Raw genomic sequence first — 24,295 nt, 5'->3', positions numbered from 1 at the left:
CCACAGTTCGCGCGGCAACGTGCTGCTCCGCCTTCGTTACCAGCGTACTGATCAAACGCCTCACCGCTTCATACACCCGCGTTACCGTCCGCGACATCGAATGTTCCCGCGCCCCTTTGCGGCAAACTGTGTGTAGGCATTCGCGCCATACAGGACACCCTCGCTACGCGATACGGCTCAAGTACGGGCGGTGTCCTGTGCGGCACGACAACCTTATTCACTACCGACATGCGGCGCCGGAACGTTCGATGCCCTTAGTCGTGCGACACGTGCATGAAGCGGGTGAGGCGCACGAGTAGCGCGTTGGCAACGAACATCAGCGAGCACACTGCCGTATGAAACTCGGGGACGTTGAGGGCCCGTGGGTAAAGGTCAAGCACTGGCGGTGTGAGCCCGCTTTCTTTGCTTACTTTCTTTGCGGCGGCAAAGAAAGTGAGTGCCGCCCCGCACAGGGGCAACGCCCGCGCCGCGAGGCGCATCGCGGATGCCCGCGAAGGGCAAGCGAACCGCAACACGGATGCGCATCAAAAACCGCAACAAACAGCGTCGCAACCAAAAACCAAAATTATAACGGATCAAAGCGCGGGGCGGCCGGGCGCCACCGGCCTACAACACCGCGTGCTCGACGATCAACTGCACCCGCGATATGCCATTCCACATATCCGCCGAGAGCCGATAGGCGACCGTCGTCCGCGCAGGCAACGGCTGCGTATGGTTGAACCAGATCGCATTGAAGCGCTGGCGGCCGCGCATCAGCTGCAGCTTAAGATGCTTGTCCTTCACCAGCGCCTGCGACATCACATCGAACTCGCCCGAAAAAACGGGCGCCGGAAAGCCCTGTCCCCAGACGGCTGCATCGAGCATCTCGACGAATTGCGGCGTGAAATATGCATCTTCGAGATCGCCGTCGGTCTCGACCGTGCGCGCGAGCACGTCCTCCGTCAGCCATTCGCGGCCAACCTGCTCGAAGGCCGCGGTAAAACGTGGGACATCCATTGCCGCGATCGTCAGGCCCGCCGCCATCGCGTGGCCGCCGAACTTCAGGATCAGCCCCGGCTCGCGCTTCGAGACGAGATCGAGCGCGTCGCGCAGATGGAAGCCCGGAATCGAGCGGCCCGAGCCTTTGACGGTCGCGCCGCTGTCGTCGGCGGGCGCGAACGTGAACGACGGCCGGTGGAATTTTTCCTTCAACCGTCCCGCGACAATGCCGATCACGCCCTGGTGCCAGGCCGCGTTGAACAGGGTGATCGTCGTCGAGCCGGCGGGATCGACCGTCGACAGATCGTCGAGCGCCTGCTGCTGCATCCCCGCTTCGATTTCGCGCCGCTCGCGGTTCATCACGTCGAGCTGCTGCGCGAGCTCCCATGCGCGTCCGACGTCGTCCGTGGTCAGGCATTCGATGCCCAACGACATATCCGACAACCGTCCCGCCGCATTCAGACGCGGCCCGAGCGCAAAGCCGAGATCGAAGCCCGACGCGCTGCGCGCATCGCGGCCCGCCGCGCGAAAGAGCGCGGCGATGCCCGGCTGCATACGTCCGTTGCGGATGCGCTGCAAGCCTTGCGCGACCAGCACGCGATTGTTGCCGTCGAGCTTCACGACGTCCGCGACCGTGCCGAGCGCGACGAGATCGAGCAAGCCGTCGAGGCGCGGCTCAGGGCAAGCATCGCTGAACGCGCCACGCCGGCGCAGTTCCGCGCGCAGCGCGAGCAGCACATAGAACATCACGCCGACGCCCGCCATGCACTTGCTCGGAAACGTGCAGCCCGGCTGGTTCGGATTGACGATTGCACGGGCGGGCGGCAGTTCGTCGCCGGGCAGGTGATGATCGGTGACGAGCACGTCGATGCCGAGCGCGTTCGCCGCTTCGACGCCGTCGACGCTCGCGATCCCGTTGTCGACGGTGATCAGCAGATCGGGTTTGCCGCCCGGACGTTGCGCCGCCAGCGCGACGATCTCGGGCGTGAGGCCATAGCCGTATTCGAAGCGGTTTGGCACGAGGTAGTCAATCTGCGCGCCGAACATCCGCAAGCCGCGCACCGCGACGGCACAGGCCGTCGCGCCGTCGCAGTCATAGTCGGCGACGACGAGCATGCGGCGCTTGCTTTCGAGCGCATCGGCGAGCAGCGTTGCTGCCGTGTCGCAGCCTTTGAGCGACGCCGGCGGCGTGAGGCGCGCGAGGCCGGTTTCGATTTCATCGGGCAGGCACACGCCGCGCGACGCGTACAGGCGCGCAAGGACGGGATGCAGGCCGTGGCGGATCAGGGCTTCGGCGTCGGCGGGAGAGCAGGCGCGCGTAACGATTCGAGTCATGCGGCAAGACCAGGAAGTGGCGCAGAAAAATGCGCAGAAAAGTACGCAGAAAAACGGTTCATTCGATGAAGAGCGACGCGAAAAGACGACGTCGCCAGAATTTGCGCAGATCGCCGCGCGTGATGGTGAGCGTCACCGAGCCCGTATCGCCGCACAGCGTGAGACCGAGCTCGGCGAGTTGTCCTGCCTGCAGCGCATTCAGCGCGGGCGCGAACCAGTCGCGCTCGAGCGTCGCGAACGCGTCGTTCCAGCGGCCCCAGTCCTGCCCGACGAACGGCGCCGAGAACGGATCGAGTTCGATCAGCGTGGCGGCCGCGCTGTCGTTGGCGCCATTTGCGCGCCAGGCGTCGAAGGAAGCGGGCGGCGCGTCGATCGCCGCCTTTGCCGCGAGCGCGAGACCGCGCGTGGCCGCCGCATCCGACAGCACGCGCGTGAAGCCGCTCTTGACCTGCTGCGCCGCGCCCTGAGCGTGGAACCAGATCGAATTGACGGCGGGCAGGCCGCGCGCCTCGCGCGCCTCGTTCACCGGGTGCTCGAACCAGGCCATCTGCACTTCGTTCTGCAGCTTCATCCATGCGCGCGAGCGCTCGCCCGTGTGCGCTTCGTGCGGCAGCCAGATTTCGATGTTGCGGCCGCTCGCGCGCAGCGGCGACGCGCCCGCCAGCGTGCCGAACGCGTCGCTCGACAGATACCAGCGCGACGGCTGCGGCGCCTCGATCCGGACGCCCAGTTCCTCGATGAGCGGACGCGCGACGCCGAGCAGCGTGCGCGCGTCGTCGTCCGTCAGTTCCAGCGACTCGGGATCGATCAGCACCAGATGGTCGTGCGCGATCCGCACATGCACGGGCTGCACGCAGGCCCACGTCGCGTCGCCCGGGTCGCCGCCGTCGGCGAGCAGCATGTACGGCGCGAGCGGCGCCTCGTCGGCGGCGGCCGTTCCCGCAGGCACTGCGCCGAAGCTGCGTGCGACCCAGCGCTCGTGCGGCAGCGTGCGCTGGAAGTCCTCGCCGATTACGCGCTCGACGAGCGTCGCGCGCGCGACCAGTTTGTCGAGAGCCGGGATGTCGAGGGAATGCAGCGCAGTGGACGCATCGGCCGCGGCGGGCAGCGCGAAGGGCAGGAGGAGGTGCAGTCGGTTGGCGTTCATGATGCTGCGCATTGTATGGCAAACTTCGCCCCGTCGATCCGCGATGGCGGGGAACGGAAACGGCGACTTGTGCGTCGATGCGTACGATTCGCGCAATGAATGCGCGACGGGGCGCGTGGCGTTGGAATCGGGCACGACCCGGCACAATCCGGCACCGTGCACGCATCCGCGCATGCGTCGTATGAGGAAGCGGCCGCGAGCCGCGTTCTGGAACCATCGGCCGTCATTCGCGCCCAATCGACACGGCTTTCACGCTTGCACAGCGGATTTTCCGCACGGCGCACGAAGGCCGTACCCATGCAGAACAGCGCAAGCGCGCTGAAAAGGACTCGCTTGAAACTTCCATACGAATGGCAGATTGGCTGGCGCTATACGCGCGCCGGCAAACGCACCACGGGTAACGGCTTCATCTCGTTCATCGCGCTCGTCTCGATGTCGGGCATTGCGCTCGGCGTGGCCGCGCTGATCGTCGTGCTGTCGGTGATGAACGGCTTCCAGAAGGAGGTGCGCGACCGCATGCTGTCGGTGCTCGCGCACGTCGAAATCTTTTCGCCGACGGGTTCGATGCCGGACTGGCAGCTGACCGCGAAGGAAGCGAAGCTGAACAAGGAGGTGATCGGCGCGGCGCCCTACGTGGAGGCGCAGGCGCTGCTGACGCGCCAGGATGCCGTGAGCGGCGTCGCGCTGCGCGGCGTCGAGCCGTCGCTGGAGCCGGAAGTGTCGGACATCGGCAAGGAGATGAAGGCGGGCAGTCTGAACGCGCTGAAGCCCGGCGAATTCGGCATCGTGCTCGGCGCGGATCTCGCGGCGAACCTCGGCGTGATGGCGGGCGACAAGATCACGCTCGTCGCGCCCGAAGGCTCGATGACGCCGGCGGGCATGCTGCCGCGCCTGAAGCAGTTCAACGTGGTCGGCATCTTCGAGTCCGGTCACTACGAGTACGACAGCACGCTCGCGCTGATCAACATCAAGGATGCTCAGGCGCTGTTCCGTCTTCCCGCGCCGACGGGCGTGCGGCTGCGGCTCAAGGACATGCAGCGCGCGCCGGAAGTCGCGCATCAGCTGGCGCGCACGCTGTCCGGCGATCTCTACATCCGCGACTGGACCCAGCAGAACAAGACGTGGTTCTCGGCCGTGCAGATTGAGAAGCGCATGATGTTCATCATCCTCACGCTGATCATCGCGGTGGCCGCGTTCAACCTGGTTTCGTCGCTGGTGATGACGGTGACGAACAAGCAGGCCGATATCGCGATTCTTCGCACGCTCGGCGCGCAGCCCGGCTCGATCATGAAGATTTTCGTCGTGCAGGGCATGACGATCGGTTTCGTCGGCACGGGCATCGGCGTTGCGCTCGGCTGTCTGATCGCGTGGAGCATTCCGTGGCTCGTGCCGATGATCGAGCACGTGCTCGGCGTGCAGTTCCTGCCGCCGTCCGTGTACTTCATCAGCGAACTGCCGTCCGAGCTCGTCCCCGGCGATGTCGTCAAGATCGGCGTGATCGCGTTCCTGCTGTCGTGTCTCGCGACGCTGTATCCGAGCTGGCGTGGCGCCAAGGTCCGTCCGGCGGAGGCGTTGCGTTATGAATGATCGTCCCAACAAGAATCTGATGGCTACTGACGAGACGGGTCTGCACCCGGGTCTGCATCCTTACGTGCTCGAAGCAACGGGCATTTCGAAAGCGTTCGTCCAGGGCGGCCTTAACGTGCCCGTGTTGAACAACACGGAGCTGTCGGTGCGGCGCGGCGAGAAACTCGCGATCGTCGGCGCTTCCGGCTCGGGAAAAAGCACGCTGCTGCACGTGCTCGGCGGACTCGACGACCCGAGCGCGGGCCACGTCGAAGTGATGGGCAAGCCGTTCACGAAGCTCTCCGAGCGCGAGCGCAACGATCTGCGCAACCGCGCGCTCGGCTTCGTCTATCAGTTTCATCACCTGCTGCCGGAGTTCAGTGCGCTTGACAACGTCGCGATGCCGCTGCGCATTCGCCGCATGACGACGGAGGACGCGCGCGCGCAGGCACTCGGCATGCTTGAGCGCGTGGGGCTTGCGCATCGGGCGAAGCATCGTCCGGGCGAACTGTCGGGTGGCGAGCGCCAGCGCGTCGCGATTGCTCGCGCACTGGTGACGAAGCCCGCCTGCGTGCTCGCCGATGAGCCGACGGGCAATCTCGACGGCGGCACGGCGGACACTGTGTTCAACCTGATGCTGGAGCTGTCGAACACGCTGTCGACCAGCTTCGTGATCGTCACGCACGATCCCGATCTGGCCGCGCGCTGCGACCGGATCTTGCGTCTGCGCGACGGCGTGCTATACGAGGAGCCGACGGTTCCCGTCTGACGTCCGGCGTTTTCCATTCGACACTGCCGACACGATCGGCATGAGGCTGCGCGCATGTGGATCGATACGCACTGTCATCTCGACGCTTCGGAATTCGACGCGGACCGCGACGCCGTCGCGGACGCCGCGCTCGAAGCGGGCGTCAGCCGGATCGTGATTCCAGGCATTGCGCGCAGCAATTTCTCGACGGTGCGCGAACTCGCGCATCGCGTGAAGGGCGGGGCGTATGCGCTCGGCATTCATCCCCTCTTTACGCCGCAGGCGCAGCCGTCCGATCTCGACGCGCTGCGCATGGAAATTGAGGCGAGTCTCGACGATCCGCTGTTCGTCGGGCTGGGCGAAATCGGGCTCGACTACTTCGTTCCCGCACTCGACGACGAGACCCAGCAGTTCTACTACAACGAGCAGCTGAAGCTCGCGCGCGAGTTCGATCTGCCCGTGATCTGCCATGTGCGCAAGTCGCAGGACCAGGTGCTGAAGGGCTTGCGGCGCAATCAGGTGCATCGTGGCATTGCGCATGCGTTCAACGGCAGCTTCCAGCAGGCGCAGGCGTTCATCGATCACGGCATGCACCTCGGTTTCGGCGGCAACGTGACGTTCGAGCGTGCATTGCAGATTCGCCGGCTCGCGGCGCAATTGCCGCTTGACGCGCTCGTCGTCGAGACCGATGCGCCCGATATCCCGCCCGCATGGCTCTACCGGCAGCGCAACACGCCGGACCAGATTCCGGCGATCGGCGCAATCCTCGCCGAGCAGCGCGGCATCGACAAAAACGAGCTTGCGATAGGCACAACGGCTAATGCGCACGCCGCACTGCCGCGGCTCGCGCTTTACTCTGCATAATCACTGTTTGGCTCGTGTCGGGCAGTGTCGCCGGGAATAGTTCGACTTCCTGATGAATGTCTGGTGATGCAGCGCGAGCGTCAGACGCGGAGGTGGCATGCGGGCAGTGTGGTGTGGATTTGCATTGGGCGTCGTGTGGTTGCAGCAGCAGGCGTCGCTGCCGGGATGGTTCGGGTTGCTGGGGCTTTGGGTCTTCATTGGCGCGCTGATCGTTATCGCGTGCACTTGCTTTCGACGCCGCGGCGCGTGGACCATCCGTGCGGGCTGGTGCGCGGTGTTTTGCGCTGCTGGATGCGTCGGTTTTGGCTACGCGTCGTGGCGCGCGCAGACGCGCCTTGCGTTCGAGCTGCCGCATGCGTGGGAAGGGCGCGACATCGTCGTGATCGGATCGATCAAAGGCTTGCCGACGCGCAGTGCGGACGGCGCGCGTTTTCTCTTCTCCATCGAATCGGCGGATGCACCCGTCGAACGCTTTCCCCGCGCGCTGCAACTGTCGTGGATCGCGGACGACATGCCGCCTCCCGCGCTCGAGCCCGGCTCGCGCTGGCGCCTGAACGTGCGGCTCAAGCGTCCGCATGGCAACGCGAACTGGGGCGTGCGCGATAGCGAGGCAGCGCTGTTGGCGCGCGACGTTCGGGCGACGGGTTATGTGAGCGCGCCGTTGCAGGCCGTGCGGCTGCGGGGTATGGCGAACGGCGTGGGTGTCATGATCGATCGCTGGCGATGGGCGATTCGCGAGCGCATTGCCACGGTGTTGGGCGATGCGCCGCACTACGGCATCGTTGTCGCGCTTGCGATTGGCGCACAGGATGCCGTCAGCACCGCCGATTGGCTCTTGATGCGCCGCACGGGGACGAGCCACCTCGTCGCGATATCGGGCTTGCATATCGGCTTTGTCGCGGGACTCGCGGGTTGGCTGATGGGCGCGCTATGGCGCCGCTCGTTTTTCATCGGGCGAAGCTGGCCTCTTCTTACGCCCGCGCAGAAAGTGGCGATCGCGAGCGGCGCGTTGTTTGCAGCGTTTCATGCGGCGCTCGCCGGCTTCAACGTCCCCGCGCAGCGCTCGCTATGGATGGCGTGCGTCGTTGCGCTCGCATACGTCGGCGGAAGGCGCACCGCGCCTTCAGTGGTGCTCGCGTGGGCGCTGGGGCTCGTGCTGCTCGTCGATCCGTGGGCGGTGGTATCGGCGGGATTCTGGCTGTCGTTCTGCGCGGTTGCCGCAATTCTGTTTGCGATCTCGTCACGCATGCGAGTCGTTCGAAACGATTCACCGGACCCGCAGCAGCACGAAGCGCGCACGCGTTCGATCGCGGCGCGGTGCGCGGATACCTTGCGCTCGTGGCTCAGCGCGACAATCGAACGGATACGCAGCGGCGCTCGCGTGCAGTTCGCGGTGACGGTCGCGCTCGCGCCGTTGACCGTATTCTTCTTCTCGCAGATTCCGTTGATCGGCCCCGTCGCGAACGCATTTGCGATTCCCTGGGTCAGCGCCCTCGTGACGCCGGCTGTGATCGCCGGCGTTGCGTTGCCGGCGCCGCTCGATGCGTTCGCGTTTCGCTTCGCGCATCGGTTGCTCGAATGGCTCGCGAGCGCGTTGTACATGCTGTCGGGGCCCGCGTGGACGATCTGGCAATTGCCGCAGCCGGGCATGTGGGCGATGGCGTCGGCGGCCATTGGCATCGCATGGTGTCTTGCGCCTTCCGGCTGGCCGCTGCGCTGGGCCGCGCCGCTCACTTGGCTGCCGCTGCTCGCGCCCGCGTCGTCCGCGCCCGCCGACGGAACCTTCCGCCTGACGGCGCTCGATATCGGCCAGGGCTCATCGATCGTCGTCGAGACGGCGCGTCATACGCTGCTTTTCGATGCCGGGCCCGGTCCCGAATCGACGCATGCCGGCGAGCGCATTGTCGTACCGTATCTGCAGTCCGCGGGTATCTCGGCGCTCGATACGCTGATCATCAGTCACGCCGACTCCGATCACTCCGGGGGCGCGCCCGCCGTGCTCGACGCAATCGCGGTGCGGCAACTGCTCGCCGGGCTCGTCCCCGACAATCCGCTATGGAATCAGGCGCGCCAGGCGGGGGCGCAAACCGTGCGCTGCGCGGCGGGTCAGCACTGGCACTGGGATGGCGTAGACTTCGCGATTCTATGGCCCGATCCGGGACCGTTGCAGGGCAAGCCGAACGCGCATTGCTGCGTGCTGCGCGTAAGCGCACCCGGCGCTCGTCGCGAAAGCGCGCGCGTTCACACGCCCGTCGAAGCAAGAACGCCGATGACAGCCTTGCTGGCCGCGGACATTGAAGCGCCCGTCGAACGCACGCTGCTTGCGCGCGACCGCGCGGCGTTGCGCGCGCAGATTCTGCTCGTGCCGCATCACGGCAGCAGGACTTCGTCTACCGAGCCGTTCCTCGACTCCGTCGAGCCGTCCATCGCGGTATTTCAGGTAGGCTATCGCAACCGGTTTCATCATCCCCAACTGGGCGTCTACGAGCGGTATCGCGCGCGACGCATCGAACTCTCGCGCAGCGACGACGACGGCGCCGCGCGTATCGAGGCAGACGGCGCGACGTTATCGCTGGAGCGCTACCGGCAGACGCATCGCCGGTACTGGATGGATACGATGGCCGGCCCATGACAGCGCGATTGAGAACGAACTAAAACGAACTGAAACGGAGGCCGCAGCGCTTGAAGAACATCATCCATTTCTCGCATGCAAACGGGTTTCCTGCGTCCACCTATCGGACGATCTTCGCGGAACTGGCAGACGACTACGACTTGCGTTTCATCGAGCGGATAGGGCACGACGCGCGCTATCCCGTGACGCGCGACTGGCCGCATCTCGTCGAAGAGTTGCTGGATGACATCGAGCGTTCTTATGAGAATCCTGTGTGGCTGGTCGGACATTCTCTGGGTGGTTACCTGTCGCTGATGGCAGCGCTGAAAAAGCCGCAGTGGGTGCGGGGCGTGGTGATGCTCGACTCGCCCGTGATCGCGGGTTGGCAGAGCAGCATGCTGCGCGTGTCGCAGTGGACGGGGCTCGACGAAAGGCTGTCGCCGGCCGCGGCGACGCGCAATCGGCGCACGCGCTGGGCGAGCCGCGACGAAGCATGGCGGCACTTTCACGCGAAGCCGGCGTTCGCGCGATGGGACGAGCGGGTGCTGTCCGACTACATCGAGTTCGGCATTCCGCAGGTGTCCGCGGACGGCACGCGCGAGCTGGCCTTCGACCGGCAGACGGAATACCTGATCTATCGGACATTGCCGCACACATGCGGAAGCCGCTTGGCGCGAGGCACGTCCGTACCCTTCGGGTTCGTGGCCGGGACGCGCTCGCTGGAGGTGCGGCAGGCCGGTCTGCATGCGACGCGGCGGCTGGTGGGCGAGCATTTCGAGTGGATCGAAGGGAGCCATCTTTTCCCGATGGAGCGGCCGCTAGACACGGCGAGGGCCGTGCAGCGGCTGCTGCGCGAGCTGGATTGAGGGCTGCGGAACATCGCCGAAGCTTGTCGAGCGTTGCTGAAACACCTCGCGGCAGGCTCACGAAAGATGCAAGAAAAAACCAGAAAGCGGACGAAGCGCGAAGTCCCAATCCGCACATCGGGAACGATGCCGCGGATGCGTCAAAAAGCACGTTCGATCGGCGCGAGGGCCCCGGCTCAGACTGGGCTGAAACGGCACGTTCGGGTATAATCCGTTTTTCCCGCGAGCATCCAGCGATGACCAAATATGTTTTCGTCACCGGCGGCGTAGTTTCTTCCCTCGGCAAGGGTATTGCCGCCGCTTCCCTCGCCGCGATCCTCGAATCGCGCGGTCTGAAAGTCACCCTCCTCAAGCTAGATCCCTACATCAACGTCGACCCCGGCACGATGAGCCCGTTTCAGCACGGCGAAGTGTTCGTGACGGAAGACGGCGCTGAGACGGACCTCGACCTCGGCCACTACGAGCGCTTCATCAGCACGAAGATGCGCAAGGCCAATAATTTCACGACGGGCCAGATCTACGAATCGGTGATCCGCAAGGAACGCCGCGGTGACTATCTCGGCAAGACGGTTCAGGTCATCCCTCACATCACGAACGAAATCCAGGCATTCGTCGAGCGCGGCGCGGCATCCGCGACGTGCGGCGAACCGGACGTCGCGATCGTCGAAGTGGGCGGCACGGTCGGCGATATCGAATCGCTGCCGTTCCTCGAAGCCGCGCGTCAGATGAGCCTGCGCCTCGGCCGCAACAGCGCATGCTTCGTGCACCTGACGCTGGTTCCGTTCATCGCCACCGCGGGCGAACTGAAAACCAAGCCCACGCAGCACAGCGTGCAAAAGCTGCGCGAAATCGGTATCTATCCGAACGTGCTGCTGTGCCGCGCCGACCGTCGCATTCCCGACGACGAGCGCGCGAAGATCTCGATGTTCTCGAACGTGCCGGAAGACGCCGTGATCTCGGTGTGGGACGTCGACAGCATCTACAAGATTCCGCAGATGCTGCACGACCAGGGCCTCGACGAGCTGATCTGCGAAGAGCTGAAGCTGACGGCGAAGCCGGCGGATCTGTCGATCTGGTCGGAAATGGTCGAGAAGCTGGAGAACCCGAAGAGCGAAGTGACGATCGGCATGGTCGGCAAGTATGTCGAACTGACGGAGTCGTACAAGTCGCTGATCGAAGCGCTGCGCCATGCGTCGATCCACACGTCGACGAAGGTCAACATCGAATACATCGACTCCGAGGAGCTGGAAGAAAACGGCGTCGACGGCCTCAGGCATCTGGATGCCGTGCTCGTGCCGGGCGGCTTCGGCCGTCGCGGCACCGAAGGCAAGATCAAGGCGATCCGCTATGCGCGCGAGGCGAAGGTGCCGTACCTCGGCATCTGCCTCGGCATGCAGCTCGCCGTGATCGAATTCGCGCGCGATGTCGTGAGCCTGAAGGATGCGAATAGCACGGAATTCGATCCGGCTACGCCGCATCGCGTGGTCGCGCTGATCACCGAGTGGTACGACCGCGAAGGCAAGGTTGAGAAGCGTACGGAAGAATCCGATCTGGGCGGTACGATGCGCCTCGGTTCGCAGCGCTGCCCGATCAAGCCCGGCACGATGGCCGAAGAGATCTACGGCAAGGACGTGAACGAGCGCCACCGTCACCGTTATGAGGTCAATAACCGCTACGTGCCCCAGCTCGAAGGCGGCGGCCTTATCATCAGCGCCCGTACCCCGAGCGAAGATCTGCCGGAAATGATGGAACTGCCGCGTTCGATGCACCCGTGGTTCGTCGGTGTCCAGTTCCACCCTGAATTCACGTCGACGCCGCGCGACGGCCATCCGCTCTTCAAGGCATTCGTCGAAGCGGCGCGCGCGCATCGCGAAGCGGCCGTCGAGGAGAAAGTATGAAACTGGGCGATTTCGAAATCGGCCTCGACAAGCCGTTTTTCCTGATCGCGGGCACCTGTGTCGTCGAATCCGAACAGATGACGATCGACACGGCCGGCAAGCTGAAGGAAATCTGTGCGAAGCTGAAGATTCCGTTCATCTACAAGTCCTCTTACGACAAGGCCAATCGCAGCAGCGGCAAGTCGTTTCGCGGTCTTGGAATGGATGAGGGCTTGCGCATTCTGTCCGAAGTGAAGCGTCAGCTCGACGTGCCCGTTCTGACCGATGTTCACACGGAAGAAGAAATCGGCCCGGTCGCATCGGTGGTCGACGTGCTGCAAACGCCCGCGTTCCTGTGCCGTCAGACCGACTTCATCCATGCGTGTGCGCGTTCGGGCAAGCCCGTTAACATCAAGAAGGGCCAGTTTCTCGCGCCGCACGACATGAAGAACGTGATCGACAAGGCGCGCGATGCGGCGCGTGAAGCCGGTCTGTCGGAAGACCGCTTCATGGCGTGCGAGCGCGGCGTGTCGTTCGGCTATAACAACCTCGTGTCGGACATGCGCTCGCTCGCGATCATGCGCGAAACGGGCGCGCCCGTCGTCTTCGACGCGACGCATTCGGTGCAACTGCCGGGCGGGCAGGGCACGAGTTCGGGCGGCCAGCGCGAGTTCGTCCCCGTTCTGGCGCGCGCCGCTGTCGCGACGGGTATCGCGGGCCTGTTCATGGAAACTCATCCGAGGCCGGCCGAAGCGAAGTCGGACGGCCCCAATGCCGTGCCGCTGCATCGCATGGCCGATCTGCTCGAGACGCTGCTGACGCTCGATCAGGCCGTGAAGCGCACGCCGTTCCTCGAGAGCGATTTCAACTGATGCGCGGACGCGGCGAGCGACGCCGTCATCCGGCGTGGCCCGCGCGCACCAACCCGATGGTCGTCGAACGCGTCCGGACGCGAGCAGTCCAAGTGAACCGGACGTCTCACCTTAAGAATTCATCGTTATTTCAGAGGAAACCATGAGTGCTATCGTAGATATCATCGGTCGCGAGATTCTCGATTCGCGAGGCAACCCCACCGTCGAATGCGACGTGCTGCTCGAATCGGGCACGATGGGCCGCGCGGCCGTTCCTTCGGGCGCATCGACGGGCTCGCGCGAAGCGATCGAGCTGCGCGACGGCGAAACCGGCCGCTACAGCGGCAAGGGCGTGCTGAAGGCCGTCGAGCATATCAACACCGAAATCTCCGAAGCGATCATGGGTCTCGACGCTTCCGAGCAGGCTTTCCTCGACAAGACGCTGCTGGAGCTGGACGGCACCGATAACAAGTCGCGTCTGGGTGCGAACGCGATGCTGGCCGTGTCGATGGCCGTCGCGAAGGCCGCGGCTGAAGAAGCCGGCCTGCCGCTGTACCGCTACTTCGGCGGCTCGGGCGCAATGCAGTTGCCCGTCCCGATGATGAACATCGTCAACGGCGGCGCGCACGCGAACAACAGCCTGGACATCCAGGAATTCATGATCGTCCCCGTCAGCCAGCCGACTTTCCGCGAAGCGCTGCGCTGCGGCGCCGAAGTGTTCCACGCGCTGAAGAAGATCCTGTCGGATCGCGGCATGAGCACGGCCGTCGGCGACGAAGGCGGCTTTGCGCCGAACTTCGGCAGCAACGACGAGTGCCTGTCGACGATCCTGCAGGCGATCGAAAAGGCCGGCTACCGCGCCGGTGAAGACGTGCTGCTCGCGCTCGACTGCGCGGCAAGCGAGTTCTACCACGACGGCAAGTATCAGCTGGCGGGTGAAGGGCTGCAGCTGTCGTCGGCGGAATTCACGGACTACCTGGCCACGCTCGCCGACAAGTTCCCGATCGTCTCGATCGAAGACGGCATGCACGAAGGCGACTGGGAAGGCTGGAAGCTGCTCACCGACAAGCTCGGCAAGAAGATCCAGCTGGTCGGCGACGACCTGTTCGTGACGAACACGCGCATCCTGAAGGAAGGCATCGAGAAGGGCATCGCGAATTCGATCCTGATCAAGATCAACCAGATCGGCACGCTGACGGAAACCTTCGCGGCAATCGAAATGGCCAAGCGCGCGGGCTACACGGCTGTGATCTCGCACCGTTCGGGCGAAACGGAAGATTCGACGATCGCGGACATCGCCGTCGGCCTGAACGCCGGTCAGATCAAGACGGGCTCGCTGTCGCGCAGCGACCGTATCTCGAAGTACAACCAGCTGCTGCGCATCGAGGAAGACCTGGGCGATATCGCCAGCTACCCGGGCAAGTCGGCGTTCTACAACCTGCGTTGAACGACGCCCGACGGGCAACCTTCGAGGCAGATCGGCGCGCGAGAGTGACGCTTGCCGTCAACAATTTGTCTCAATAACCGTTAAAACGGTTATGCTTCGCTACTGATTCACCTTTGCCGCCCTGCGTACAGCGCAGGGCGGCGCGTATTCCACCCTGCAATTCAATTCATGCGGCTCGTCACCGTCGTTCTGCTCGTCCTGCTGGTGCTGATCCAATATCCGCTGTGGTGGGGCCATGGCGGTTGGCTGCGCGTTCACGAGCTGCAACAGGAACTCGCTCAGCAACTGAAAAAGAACGCCGACGAGAAGACGCGCAACGAGCGCATTCAAGGCGAAGTGCAGGATCTGCAGAACGGCTCGGCTGCCGTTGAAGAACGCGCCCGCTACGAGATGGGCATGGTGAAGGACAGCGAAGTGTTCGTGCAGTTCGTGTCGCCGAACGCGCCGCTGTCCGCTTCGAGTGCCGCGCAATCGAATACGTCGACGCGTGGGCAGATCACGGGCGCGCCGTTGCGCGTGGTGCCGAACCCGGAATCGCGCGCGAAGCCGGATCGCAAGCACTCGAAAAAGGATGCGAAGGAGAAGAAGCCGGGTTGATGTCTGACGCGGTGTGGCGAGAAGCCAGTGCGCTTGCAACGAAAAGGCGCGGTTCATCATGAGCCGCGCCTTTTGTTTTTCATCGTGCGTGCCGTTCGAACGAGCCGGGCGGCGTCCGTTCATGCAAGCAGCGATTCAAGGGCGTATTACCAGCCCCAACCCCAGCCCGGTGCATATCCATAGCCGATGCCCGTGCCCCAGCCATGTCCCCAGCCGCCGCTGGAGTAGCTGCCATAGACGGTGACAGGCGGCGCGGCGTAGCGCGACCAGGCCTGTGCGGCTGCATCGGCGGCCATTGCCTCGTTTTGCTCGACCATCACCTGCTTGTCGATTGCGTCGTAACGCGCGCGCTCCTCGGGCGTGAGCGGATGCGCGGTCGCGGCGATGCCCGACTGGTCGGCGGGCAAGCGGCTGTATATCGGCGACGGACCGGGCGGGTCCATCATGCAGCCGGACAAGGCGGCAGCGCCGGCAACGAGCGTGAGCGTACACACCCGGGCTGGAAGAGTGACGCGTAACAGGGCAAGGATTTTCATTTGGACCTCCATCGATCGGATGCCTAAGCAATTCGGCTGTCAGTGCAATCAGCAATCAGGCAACCGTCAATGTCCGATGATACTGCGCCGCCCGCCGGCGGGGGCGGCTCATGGCGACGCAGTCTGTTCCGGCTCAATGCCGCTGGTCAGCGGCCGGCGCCACACCTTGTGAGAGCCCGGCGGCGACGAAAAGTTGCGCCACGTCGACGGGGTCGAACTCATACCGCTGATTGCAGAACTCGCAGTGGATCTCGACGTGACCGCGCTCTTCGATCACGCTGTCCACTTCCTCGCGCCCCAGCATCTTCAGCATGCGGCCGACTTTTTCGCGCGAGCACGTGCACTCGAAGCGCGTTCTCGCCGGCTCGAAATGCTGGACGTTCTCCTGCCAGAACAGGCGCCGGAACAGCGTGGTCGGTTCTTCGCTCAGCAGTTCGTCCGTCGACAGCGTGCCGCCGAGCGTGCAGAGACGATTCCACGTATCGGCGTCGATTTCGCTGGGATGCGGGACGATGCCGCCGTCGCCGGGCAGCTTCTGCAGCAGCATTCCCACCGCGCGCTGGTCGTTGGCCGCGAGCCACAGACGCGTATCGAGCTGCTCCGAGTGATGCATGTAGTGCTCGAGCACTTCCGCCATCGACTTCAGCGGCCCGTCTTCGCCCGACAGCGGTACGATGCCCTGATACGGCTGCTGGCCGGGCGCCTTGCTCTTCGGGTCGAGCGTGATCACGCAGCGGCCATGGCCGCCTGCGTTGACGAGATCGACGAGCGTGAGATCGTCGGTGATCGTGTACGCGGCGTCGCCGGCGAACTTCGCTGTCGCGCGCATCGACAGGTCCGAGTTGCATTGCACGACGAGCATCTTCACGGGGCCGTCGCCGAAAATCTGCATGATCAGCGTGCCGTCGAATTTCAGATTCGCCGACAGCAGCGCGCACGCGGCCATCATTTCGCCTAGCATGTTCCGCACGGGCGCGGGGTAGCTCCTGCGCGTCAGCACTTCCTGCCACGTATTGGCCAGCGAAACGATCTCGCCGCGAACGGGCGCCGCGCTGAACATGAATTTTTGCAACTGATCACTCACAACTTTTCCTCGATCGAACCGCGCGGCGGGAAGGCCGCGCTTGACGCGTCGTGCCGCCGGTCTTAGCCGATGCGGACGAGTTGCGCCTTGAAATAGTCCCTGCGCTCGACGTAATTATCGGCGATGCGCTGCAGGCCTTTGATATCTGCTTCAGTCAATTCTCGGACGACCTTTGCGGGCGCACCGAGAATCAGAGAATTGTCGGGAAAAACCTTGCCTTCGGTAATGACGGCGCCCGCTCCGACCAGACAATTGCGGCCGATCACGGCTCCGTTCAAGACCACAGCCTGGATGCCGATCAACGCGCCTTCCTTGACCGTGCAGCCGTGCAACATAGCCTGATGACCGACCGTCACGTTCGCTTCGAGCGTCAGCGGAAAGCCTGGATCGGCGTGAAGCACGGCGCCTTCCTGAATGTTGGTGCCTGTGCCGATGGTGATCGGCTCGTTGTCGCCGCGGATCGATGCGCCGAACCAGACGCTCGCGTTTTCTTCGACCGTTACCTTGCCGATGATGGTCGCCGTGTCTGCGACGAACACGCTCTCGTGAATGGTCGGGGCGGCGTCGCCCAGCTTGTAGATTGCCACAGTGTCTCCTCGGTCGTCGGAGGCCTTGCCGCCGCTCATCGGCGGCCGGCGCGGCACGTTGCGCGGATGGCGGCATCCCGCGCTGCATGGTCGGATCGCGTATTGTAAACGGTTGTGCAATAAGCCCGCGTGCCGCGAGCCGTTGCAGCAGCGCTGGCTTCTTTTTTCACGTATCGCTACGTAAGGCACCATGCATTTCCCCGATTTTCCCCGTTCGGATGTCTCCATTTGCGCCCGTGCCGAAGCCTTGGCCGTGCTGGGCGAGCGCGTGCCCGCGACGAAGGCAGCGGCGGCGCAGGCCCTCTATGCGCGCGTGCACGGCGGGACGGCGGCCGTGTCGCCGGAACGGGTGCTGGATGAGCCGGACGGGCTGCCGGGGCGTCCCGCGCGTCCCGAACTCGTCGAGCCGCGCAAGCTCGGGCGGCGCAGCATGCAGTCGCCGGAAGGGCGCGCGGTGCTGCTGCACGCGCTCGCGCATATCGAGTTCAACGCGATTAATCTGGCGCTCGACGCAGTGTGGCGCTTCAGTGGCATGCCGGAGGCGTTCTACGTCGACTGGATGAAGGTTGCGTCGGAGGAAGCGCATCACTTTTCGCTGTTGTCCGCGAGGCTTGCGGAGTTCGGCCACGCGTACGGCGACTTTCCGGCGCACGACGGCCTCTGGGACATGTGCGAGCGCACGCGCGACGACGTGCTCGCCCGCATGGCGCTCGTGCCGCGCACGCTGGAGGCGCGCGGGCTCGATGCGTCGCCGCCGATCCGTGCGCGGCTGCATCAGGCGGGCGATCATGCGTCGGCGGCGATTCTGGACGTGATCCTGCGCGACGAAATCGGTCATGTGCTGATCGGCAACCGCTGGTTCCGCCATCTGTGCGACGAGGCGGGCATCGATGCACATCAGACCTATCTGCGTCTGTCGGATGAATATCGCGCGCCGAAACTGCGCGGACCGTTCAATTTCGAAGCGCGGCGCAGCGCCGGCTTTGAAGAGGAGGAACTGGCGGCGCTCGCCGGCCTTGACGCGCCGCGGCGCGCGGACGACTAAGCGACTGACGCAGCCTTCCACGCGGCCACGCGCGGCGGCGTCGCTATCTCGATATAATCGAACGACCATTCTTTTTAAGCCGCGCCATGGACAGCCCTTTGAATCCTTCCGTTTCCGAATTCGTCACCGTGCGCAGCGTGCGCCTGCACGTGCGCCGCTGGGGCAACCCCGACGCACCGACGCTCTTCATGCTGCATGGCTGGATGGATGTCGCCGCATCGTTTCAGTTCGTCGTCGATGCGCTCGCCGGCGACTGGCAGGTGATCGCGCCCGATGCGCGTGGTTTCGGGCTGTCCGACTGGCCCGTCGCGGAGAAGGGCGGCGGTCACTACTGGTTCCAGGAATATCTGGCGGACCTCGAGGCGCTGCTCGACCACTACGCGCCGACGGGCGAAGTGAACCTCGTCGGGCACAGCATGGGCGCGAACGTCGTGTGTCTGTATGCGGGCGTGCGGCCGGAGCGGGTGCGGCGCGTGGTCGATCTGGAAGGGTTCGGGCTCGCGCCGTCGAAGCCGTCGCAACTGCCCCGCCGTCTCGCGTCGTGGCTCGACGAATTACGCGAGCCGCCGTCGCTGCGCCCGTACGCGACGCTCGACGACGTCGCCGCGCGCCTCATCAAGACCAACGCGCGGCTGGACCCGCGGCGCGCGCGCTTTCTCGCGCAGCACTGGTCGAAGCCGGATGGCAAGGGCGGCTACGTGCTGCTCGCCGATCCCGCGCATAAGATCCGCGGACCGATGCTGTACCGGCTCGACGAAGTGATGGCCGTCTGGGCGAACGTGCGCGCAAAGGTGCTGCATGTCGAAGCGACGGCATCGCCGACGCTCGCGATGCTGGCGGGCAATATTCCGCTCGATGAATTCAAGGCGCGCTTCGGCGCGTTTGCCGACTGGCGCGAAGCGTTCATCGACGAAGCGGGCCACATGGTTCATCACGATCAGCCCGAGCAGGTCGCTGCATTGATCGAAGGCTTTTGCGCCTAGCGCGCATGCCTCGCATCGGGCCGGCGATTCCTCTGCGTTTGCTTACTGCCTTGCAGTAGAATGAGACGTTCAGCTTATCCAGACGACGATGAACGCCGACTTGCATTGCCATTCCACTGTGTCCGACGGCGCCTTTGCGCCCGCCGAAGTCGCGCGCCGCGCGCATGCGGGCGGCGTGACGCTGTGGGCGCTGACCGATCACGACGAGGTGGGCGGCCAGGTGGAGGCGCGCGAGGCGGCCGAGGCGCTCGGCATGCGGTATCTGGACGGCGTCGAGATTTCAGTCACCTGGGCGTCGCGCACGATTCACATCGTTGGGCTGCATGTCGATCCCGCCTGCAAGGAGCTGCTCGACGGGCTCTATCGCACGCGCAACGGCCGCTCGGCGCGGGCCGAAGCGATCGGCGAGCAGCTGGCTACGCTCGGCATTCCCAATGCGTATGAAGGTGCGCTGAAATACGTATCGAATCCCGACATGATCTCGCGCACGCATTTCGCGCGCTTCATGGTCGAGCAGGGCTACGCGAAGGATACGCAGGACGTGTTCTCGCGTTTTCTCGGCGAAGGCAAGCCGGGCTACGTGCCGCATCGCTGGTCGAAGCTCGCCGACGCGGTCAGGTGGATCAAGGCTGCGGGCGGCGAAGCGGTGATCGCGCATCCGGGACGCTACCCGTACACGCCGACCGAATTCGACGCGTTGTACGCCGAATTCATCGATCTCGGCGGCAAGGCGATCGAAGTCGTCACGGGCAGCCACACGCCCGATCAATACCGCGAATACGCGGACGTCGCCCGTCGCTTCGGCTTCGAAGCGTCGCGCGGGTCCGATTTCCATGCGGCGGGTGAAGGCCGCGTCGAACTGGGCAGCCTGCCGCCGCTGCCGTCCGATCTGAAGCCAGTCTGGGAACGTTGGCTGTAAGCTCTGAATTCGCGCCGGCGCGCGGGCACGGGCGCTGCGTGGATGCGCTGTCGCTGTTCCCCGACTTCCTGACCGACATCATGTCCCAATACTTTCGGCTTCATCCGGACAATCCGCAGCCGCGTCTGATCAAGCAGGCGGCCCAGATAATCGAAGGCGGCGGCGTGGTCGCGCTGCCGACCGATTCGAGCTACGCGCTCGCGTGCCAGCTCGACAACAAGAACGCCGTCGACCGCGTGCGGCGCATCCGCGGCATCGATGAACGGCAGCTGCTGTCGTTGCTCGTGCGCGATCTGTCCGAGCTGGCGAACTTCGCGATCGTCGACAACCGCCAATACCGTCTGATCAAATCGGTGACGCCCGGCCCCTACGTGTTCGTGCTGCAGGCGACCAAGGAAGTGCCGCGCCGCCTGTCGCATCCGTCGCGCAAGACGATCGGCCTGCGCGTTCCGGACCACGCGATCACGCTTTCGATACTCGAAGAACTCGGTCAGCCGCTGCTCGGCTCGACGCTGGTGATGCCGGGCGAAACGCAGCCGCTGAACGATCCGGAGGAAATTCGCGAAAGGCTCGAAAAACAGCTCGATCTGGTGATCGACGGCGGCGCGTGTCCGTGCGAGCCTTCGACGGTCATCGACCTGACGGGCGAGGAGCCCGTGCTGGTGCGTGCGGGCCGCGGCTCGCTCGCGCCATTCGGTCTCGAAGAGACGGCCTGATCGTGGTGACATGAGCGAAAGCCGACAGGGCCGCAAGGCGGCGTTGTTACAATAGAGCAATATGGATTCCTCCCTGATACAGACCATCGTCGTCTATGCGCTGCCCGTGATTTTCGCGATCACGCTGCACGAGGCCGCGCACGGCTACGTCGCGCGCATGCTCGGCGACAACACCGCTTACGTGCTCGGGCGCGTGTCGTTCAATCCGATGCGGCACATCGACCCGCTCGGCACGATCTTCATTCCGCTGCTGCTTTACTTCGCCACGAGCGGCGCATTCATGTTCGGCTACGCGAAGCCCGTGCCCGTCGCGTTCGGCAATCTGCGCAATCCGCGCTGGGGCTCGCTGTGGGTCGCGCTGGCGGGCCCGATGTGCAACTTCATTCAGGCGCTCGTGTGGGGCGTGTTCGGCGTGTCGCTCGCCCTCATGCATGTCGACGAGCCGTTCTTCACGCGCATGGCGGCTGCGGGCGTCGGCGTGAATCTCGTGCTCGGCGTGCTCAATCTCTTTCCGCTGCCGCCGCTCGACGGCGGGCGCGTGCTGACGGCGCTGCTGCCCGTGCGTCCGGCGATGATGCTGGCGCGCCTCGAGCCGTATGGCTTTTTCATCGTGATGGCGCTCGTGATGACGGGAACGTTGACGCGCTTCTGGCTGCGTCCGCTCGTGAATATTGGCTATGAAGCCGTCACGGCTATCCTGACTCCTCTCGTTTCGCTTTTCTAAACCAAAACCATGTACCCCGACCGTATCTTCTCCGGCATGCGGCCCACTGGCTCGCTGCACCTCGGCCACTATCACGGCGTGCTGAAAAACTGGGTGCGTCTGCAGTCCGAGTATCCGTGCTTTTTCTGCGTGGTCGACTGGCATGCGCTGACGACCCACTACGAAACGCCCGACGTGATCGAAAAGAACGTGTGGGAAGTGCTGATCGACTGGCTCGCGTCGGGCATCGATCCCGCGCAGGCAACGCTCTTCATCCAGAGCCGCGTGCCCGAGCATGCGGAGCTGTCGCTGCTGCTCGGCATGAGCGCGCCGCTCGGCTGGCTCGAACGCGTGCCGACGTACAAGGAGCAGATCGAGAAGCTGAAGGACAAGGATCTGTCGACCTACGGCTTCCTCGGCTATCCCGTGCTGATGGCGGCTGACATTCTGCTGTACCGCGCGTCGCTCGTGCCCGTCGGCGAAGACCAGGTGCCGCACGTCGAAATGACGCGCGAAATCGCGCGCCGCTTCAACCATCTGTACGGCCGCGAGCCGGGCTTCGAAGAGAAGGCGATGGAAGCGGCCAAGAAGCTCGGCGGCAAGCGCTCGAAGCTGTATCACGAGCTGCGCAACGCGTATCAGCAGGAAGGCGACGACGAAGCGCTCGAACAGGCGCGCGCGATGTTGCAGGAGTCGCAGAGCCTGTCGATGAGTGATCGCGAGCGCCTGTTCGGCTATCTCGAAGGCTCGCGCAAGATCATCCTGGTCGAGCCGCAGGTGCTGTTGACGGAAGCGTCGCGGATGCCCGGCCTCGACGGCCAGAAGATGTCGAAGTCGTACGGCAACACGATCGGTCTGCGCGAAGACGCGGAGACGATCACGAAGAAAGTCCGCACGATGCCGACCGACCCGGCGCGCGTGCGCCGCACCGATCCGGGCGATCCCGACAAGTGCCCGGTGTGGCAGCTGCATCAGGTCTACACCGACAAGGACACGCACGACTGGGTGCAGAAAGGTTGCCGCTCGGCGGGCATCGGCTGCCTCGAATGCAAACAGCCCGTGATCGAGGGCATCCTGCGCGAGCAGCAGCCGATGCTCGAACGCGCGCAGAAGTACATGGACGATCCGTCCCTGTTGCGCGCAATCGTCGCCGACGGCTGCGACAAGGCGCGCCGTTTCGCGTCGGAGACGATGCGCGACGTACGCGAGGCGATGGGCCTCGCGTACACCTGATGCCAGCGACAGACGGACGATGAGCGGCGAACTGCCCGACGTGCGTTGCGCGAGCCATGTGGCCATCGGCGAGCCGTCGCGCTGGGTGAAGCGCTGGGCGCATCTGGTGGAAGGCGGTGGCGCGGTGCTCGACGTGGCGTCGGGCGCGGGGCGCCACGCGCGGTTTTTCGCGTCGCGCGGCCATTTCGTCACGGCCATCGACCGCGATCAGGTCGCGCTGGCCACGATGGACGGCATGAGCGGCATTACGACGCTCGCCGCCGACATCGAAAACGGTCCATGGCCGCTTGCTGCCGATGCGCGCTTCGCGGCCGTCGTCGCGACCAACTATCTGCACCGTCCGCTCTTTCCCCGATTGCTGGACGCGCTGGCGCCCGCCGGCGTGCTGATCTACGAAACCTTCGCGCAAGGCAACGAAACCGTCGGCAAGCCGTCGAACCCCGCATTTCTGCTCGCGCCCGGCGAGTTGCTCGACGCCGTGCGCGGACAGTTACGTGTCGTTGCATTTCAGGACGGTTTCCTCGCGGAACCGCGCCCCGCCTACATTCAGCGGATCTGCGCGATTCGCGAGCCGGATGGATCGGTCAAAACGGATAATACGGGTCTTCCCCCGCGTTACGATTTGGCCGGTTAATCCGCTACAATCGCAGTTTATTGAACAAATTCATGGCGTTTCATGGCTAACGGCACTCAGCAAGACGGCGTCGCGATTCGCGGCAGCATTCCCGCCATCATCACCCCGATGCTCGAAGACGGCAGTCTCGATCTGCCGGCCTTCCGCAAACTGATCGACTGGCATATCGAAGAGGGCACGAACGCGCTGGTCGTGGTCGGCACGAGCGGCGAATCGGCGACGTTGTCGGTCGAAGAGCACGTGCTGATGGTCAAGACGGCCGTCGAACAGGCGGCCGGCCGCATTCCCGTGATCGCGGGCGCGGGCGCCAATTCGACGACGGAAGCGATCGAGCTGACGGAGCAGTCGAAGAAAGTGGGGGCCGATGCGACGCTGCAGGTCGTGCCGTACTACAACAAGCCGACGCAGGAAGGCATCTACCGCCATTTCGCGAAGATCGCCGAGGCCGTCGATCTGCCCGTGATCCTCTACAACGTGCCGGGCCGCACGGTCGCGGACATGTCGAACGAAACGATCCTGCGCCTCGCGAACGTGCCGGGCATCGTCGGCGTGAAGGAAGCGACGGGCAACGTCGACCGCGCCGCGCACCTGATCAAGTCGGCGCCGGCGCACTTCGGCATCTACAGCGGCGACGATCCGACGGCGATCGCGCTGATGCTGCTGGGCGGCCACGGCAATATCTCGGTGACGGCGAACGTTGCGCCGCGTCTGATGAGCGAGTTGTGCAAGGCCGCGATCGCGGCGGACGCGAAGACGGCGCGTGAGATCCATCTGAAACTTCTCTCGCTGCACAAGAACCTCTTCATCGAATCGAATCCGATTCCGGCGAAGTGGGCGTTGCAGCAACTGGGCCGCGTCAAGGGCGGCATTCGTCTGCCCCTCACGCCGCTCGACGCGCGCTACCACGACGTAGTCCGCGCCGCGCTGCGCGAGGCGGGGCTGCTGGGCTGAGCGCCTGAAGGTTCAGG

22 protein-coding genes are annotated in these 24,295 nt (G+C 64.7%); 17 read left to right on the top strand and 5 right to left on the bottom strand.

The window, feature by feature from the left end:
* Positions 1–606 precede the first annotated feature (606 nt).
* Together recJ and BMW76_RS09700 are read right to left on the bottom strand one after the other, a co-directional pair.
* The gene (gene recJ / locus BMW76_RS09705) at positions 607–2,313 is read right to left on the bottom strand and encodes a single-stranded-DNA-specific exonuclease RecJ (protein WP_090864907.1); all 1,707 of its coding nucleotides are present in this window, start codon (positions 2,311–2,313) and stop codon (positions 607–609) included.
* A gap of 58 nt (positions 2,314–2,371) precedes the next feature.
* On the bottom strand, positions 2,372–3,472 hold the full coding sequence (locus BMW76_RS09700; RefSeq protein ID WP_090864971.1) for a regulator: 1,101 nt from the start codon (positions 3,470–3,472) through the stop codon (positions 2,372–2,374).
* A gap of 321 nt (positions 3,473–3,793) precedes the next feature.
* On the opposite strand from BMW76_RS09700, the gene BMW76_RS09695 reads away from it, so the two are divergent.
* The 9 genes from BMW76_RS09695 (at position 3,794) to ftsB (ending at position 14,887) form a co-directional block, all read left to right on the top strand.
* Positions 3,794–5,047, top strand: a complete 1,254-nt coding sequence (locus BMW76_RS09695; protein WP_090864970.1) for a lipoprotein-releasing ABC transporter permease subunit — start codon at positions 3,794–3,796, stop codon at positions 5,045–5,047.
* The gene (gene lolD, locus BMW76_RS09690; protein WP_090864906.1) at positions 5,040–5,795 is read left to right on the top strand and encodes a lipoprotein-releasing ABC transporter ATP-binding protein LolD; all 756 of its coding nucleotides are present in this window, start codon (positions 5,040–5,042) and stop codon (positions 5,793–5,795) included. Before BMW76_RS09695 ends, lolD begins: the two co-directional genes overlap by 8 nt.
* Before the next feature lie 54 nt (positions 5,796–5,849).
* Positions 5,850–6,638, top strand: a complete 789-nt coding sequence (locus BMW76_RS09685) for a TatD family hydrolase (protein WP_090864905.1) — start codon at positions 5,850–5,852, stop codon at positions 6,636–6,638.
* A 97-nt stretch (positions 6,639–6,735) separates the two neighbouring features.
* Positions 6,736–9,270 carry a DNA internalization-related competence protein ComEC/Rec2 gene (locus BMW76_RS09680; RefSeq protein WP_090864904.1) on the top strand — a complete coding sequence of 845 codons (2,535 nt, stop codon included), beginning with the start codon at positions 6,736–6,738 and terminating at the stop codon, positions 9,268–9,270.
* Between the two features lie 50 nt (positions 9,271–9,320).
* Positions 9,321–10,115 (top strand): alpha/beta fold hydrolase, encoded by a 795-nt coding sequence (locus BMW76_RS09675; RefSeq protein WP_090864903.1) that lies wholly within the window; start codon positions 9,321–9,323, stop codon positions 10,113–10,115.
* Between the two features lie 236 nt (positions 10,116–10,351).
* Positions 10,352–12,013, top strand: a complete 1,662-nt coding sequence (locus BMW76_RS09670) for a CTP synthase (RefSeq protein WP_090864902.1) — start codon at positions 10,352–10,354, stop codon at positions 12,011–12,013.
* Positions 12,010–12,864: a 3-deoxy-8-phosphooctulonate synthase gene (gene kdsA / locus BMW76_RS09665; protein ID WP_090864901.1), complete on the top strand. Its 855-nt coding sequence runs from the start codon at positions 12,010–12,012 to the stop codon at positions 12,862–12,864. Before BMW76_RS09670 ends, kdsA begins: the two co-directional genes overlap by 4 nt.
* 142 nt (positions 12,865–13,006) lie before the next feature.
* Complete coding sequence (eno, locus tag BMW76_RS09660) at positions 13,007–14,290, top strand: phosphopyruvate hydratase (protein ID WP_090864900.1); 1,284 nt, start codon at positions 13,007–13,009, stop codon at positions 14,288–14,290.
* Positions 14,291–14,458: 168 nt separating this feature from the next.
* Complete coding sequence (gene ftsB / locus BMW76_RS09655) at positions 14,459–14,887, top strand: cell division protein FtsB (RefSeq protein ID WP_090864899.1); 429 nt, start codon at positions 14,459–14,461, stop codon at positions 14,885–14,887.
* Positions 14,888–15,033: 146 nt separating this feature from the next.
* On the opposite strand, the gene BMW76_RS09650 is transcribed toward ftsB, so the two are convergent.
* The 3 genes from BMW76_RS09650 to BMW76_RS09640 all read right to left on the bottom strand — a co-directional run bounded on the left by BMW76_RS09650 (position 15,034) and on the right by BMW76_RS09640 (position 17,094).
* A complete protein-coding gene (locus tag BMW76_RS09650) occupies positions 15,034–15,423 on the bottom strand; it encodes a hypothetical protein (protein WP_090864898.1) in 390 nt (129 codons plus the stop codon).
* A gap of 133 nt (positions 15,424–15,556) precedes the next feature.
* Positions 15,557–16,507, bottom strand: coding sequence for an Hsp33 family molecular chaperone HslO (hslO, locus tag BMW76_RS09645; protein WP_090864897.1), 951 nt, complete (start codon positions 16,505–16,507; stop codon positions 15,557–15,559).
* Positions 16,508–16,569: 62 nt separating this feature from the next.
* A complete protein-coding gene (locus BMW76_RS09640) occupies positions 16,570–17,094 on the bottom strand; it encodes a gamma carbonic anhydrase family protein (RefSeq protein ID WP_090864896.1) in 525 nt (174 codons plus the stop codon).
* Positions 17,095–17,284: 190 nt separating this feature from the next.
* Here BMW76_RS09640 and BMW76_RS09635 point away from each other — a divergent pair, with 190 nt between their 5' ends.
* From BMW76_RS09635 to dapA, 8 genes are all read left to right on the top strand, one after another.
* On the top strand, positions 17,285–18,139 hold the full coding sequence (locus BMW76_RS09635; RefSeq protein WP_090864895.1) for a ferritin-like domain-containing protein: 855 nt from the start codon (positions 17,285–17,287) through the stop codon (positions 18,137–18,139).
* Between the two features lie 86 nt (positions 18,140–18,225).
* Positions 18,226–19,122 (top strand): alpha/beta fold hydrolase, encoded by an 897-nt coding sequence (locus BMW76_RS09630; RefSeq protein ID WP_090864894.1) that lies wholly within the window; start codon positions 18,226–18,228, stop codon positions 19,120–19,122.
* Positions 19,123–19,210: 88 nt separating this feature from the next.
* On the top strand, positions 19,211–20,041 hold the full coding sequence (locus BMW76_RS09625) for a 3',5'-nucleoside bisphosphate phosphatase (RefSeq protein ID WP_090864893.1): 831 nt from the start codon (positions 19,211–19,213) through the stop codon (positions 20,039–20,041).
* An 80-nt stretch (positions 20,042–20,121) separates the two neighbouring features.
* Positions 20,122–20,757, top strand: coding sequence for an L-threonylcarbamoyladenylate synthase (locus BMW76_RS09620; RefSeq protein WP_090864969.1), 636 nt, complete (start codon positions 20,122–20,124; stop codon positions 20,755–20,757).
* A gap of 61 nt (positions 20,758–20,818) precedes the next feature.
* Positions 20,819–21,481, top strand: a complete 663-nt coding sequence (locus tag BMW76_RS09615) for a site-2 protease family protein (RefSeq protein WP_090864892.1) — start codon at positions 20,819–20,821, stop codon at positions 21,479–21,481.
* A 9-nt stretch (positions 21,482–21,490) separates the two neighbouring features.
* Complete coding sequence (locus BMW76_RS09610; RefSeq protein WP_090864891.1) at positions 21,491–22,693, top strand: tryptophan--tRNA ligase; 1,203 nt, start codon at positions 21,491–21,493, stop codon at positions 22,691–22,693.
* 19 nt (positions 22,694–22,712) lie between these two features.
* Complete coding sequence (locus BMW76_RS09605) at positions 22,713–23,327, top strand: class I SAM-dependent methyltransferase (protein ID WP_090864890.1); 615 nt, start codon at positions 22,713–22,715, stop codon at positions 23,325–23,327.
* A 42-nt stretch (positions 23,328–23,369) separates the two neighbouring features.
* The gene (dapA, locus tag BMW76_RS09600; RefSeq protein WP_090864889.1) at positions 23,370–24,278 is read left to right on the top strand and encodes a 4-hydroxy-tetrahydrodipicolinate synthase; all 909 of its coding nucleotides are present in this window, start codon (positions 23,370–23,372) and stop codon (positions 24,276–24,278) included.
* The last annotated feature ends 17 nt before the right edge of the window (positions 24,279–24,295 follow it).

The sequence above is a fragment of the Paraburkholderia diazotrophica genome (assembly GCF_900108945.1).
GTDB lineage: Bacteria > Pseudomonadota > Gammaproteobacteria > Burkholderiales > Burkholderiaceae > Paraburkholderia > Paraburkholderia diazotrophica.
The sequence above is the reverse complement of the archived record's forward strand: the minus strand, read 5'-3'. Positions and strand labels throughout refer to the sequence as shown.